Below are 1,344 nucleotides of genomic sequence, written 5' to 3' on the forward strand. Positions count from 1 at the left end.
AGAACCCAAGCGGCCGCGCTGCCGACCATCGCCCCCGAGTTGCTGGAGTCGTTCGGTGATGGCCCGATGACGGCCGAAGCCATCAATGCCGCATCGCTGGCCTTCAAGAAGGCGCTGATCGAACGCGCCCTGGCCGGTGAGATGAACCATCACCTGGGCTATCCGGCCGGGGCTACCAAGCCGGCGGCGGTCAGCAACCAGCGCAATGGCAAGGGTGCCAAGACCGTGCTGACCGAGGACGGACCGATCCGCATCGAGGTGCCTCGGGACCGCGACGGCAGCTTCGCCCCGCTGCTGATCCCCAAGCACGAACGCCGTTTCACGGGCTTTGACGACAAGATCGTTGCCATGTACGCCCGCGGTATGACGGTGCGCGAGATCCAGGGTTTTCTGTTGGAGCAATACGCCACCGAGGTCTCGCCGGAGTTCATCAGCTCGGTGACCGACGAGGTCATGGCTGAAGTCACCGCCTGGCAGAGCAGACCGCTGGAGCCGATGTATCCGGTGGTGTTCTTCGATGCCCTGCGGGTCAAGATCCGCGAGGATGCGGTCGTGCGCAACAAGGCCGTCTACCTGGCCCTGGCGGTGCTGCCCGACGGCACCCGCGACATCTTGGGGCTGTGGATCGAAGGCACCGAAGGGGCCAAGTTCTGGATGAAGGTTTTCAACGATCTGAAGACCCGGGGCGTGTGCGACATCCTGATCGCCGTCACCGACGGCCTCAAAGGCATGCCCGAGGCGCTGGCAGCCGTCTTTCCAGCCACCACGCTGCAAACCTGCATCGTTCACCTGATCCGCAACAGCCTGGACTATGCGAGCTGGAAGGACCGTAAGGCACTGGCTGCCGCCATCCGACCGATCTATACCGCCGTCAGCGCCGAAGCTGCTCAGGCCGAACTTGAGGCCTTTGCAGACGGTCCCTGGGGGCAGAAATTCCCGACCGTCAGCGCGGCATGGCGCAATGCCTGGGACCGGGTGATTCCGTTTTTTGCCTTCCCGCCGGCCGTGCGCCGTGTGATCTACACCACCAACGCCATCGAGAACATCAATTCGCAACTGCGCAAGATCATCAAGACTCGGGGGCATTTCCCCAGCGATGATGCCGCCGCTAAACTGATCTGGCTGGCGCTGCGCAATATCACGGCAAAATGGAGCCGATCCGCGCATGACTGGAAGCAGGCCATGAATCAATTCGCTATCCTCTATGAGGATCGATTCAGTCGTCTTTCAGTGTAGTGCTCAACCCGCCTCAAACACGGAATTTCTGACAACCCCGGTTCGCACCACGATCCCTGATAGCGCAGCTGCCTGTCCACGAGATCTGGTGAAGCGGCGCTTCGAGGC

General features: G+C 62.1%; 1 protein-coding gene. It reads left to right on the top strand.

What is annotated here, in order from left to right; translation table 11 throughout:
- The coding region (locus tag ABD022_RS14190) for an IS256 family transposase (RefSeq protein WP_425545241.1) at positions 1 to 1,236 on the top strand (1,236 nt) is incomplete at its 5' end.
- Positions 1,237 to 1,344 lie beyond the last annotated feature (108 nt).

Origin of the sequence: Castellaniella daejeonensis, assembly GCF_039523555.1 — a bacterium.
GTDB classification, from domain to species: Bacteria; Pseudomonadota; Gammaproteobacteria; order Burkholderiales; family Burkholderiaceae_B; genus Castellaniella; species Castellaniella daejeonensis.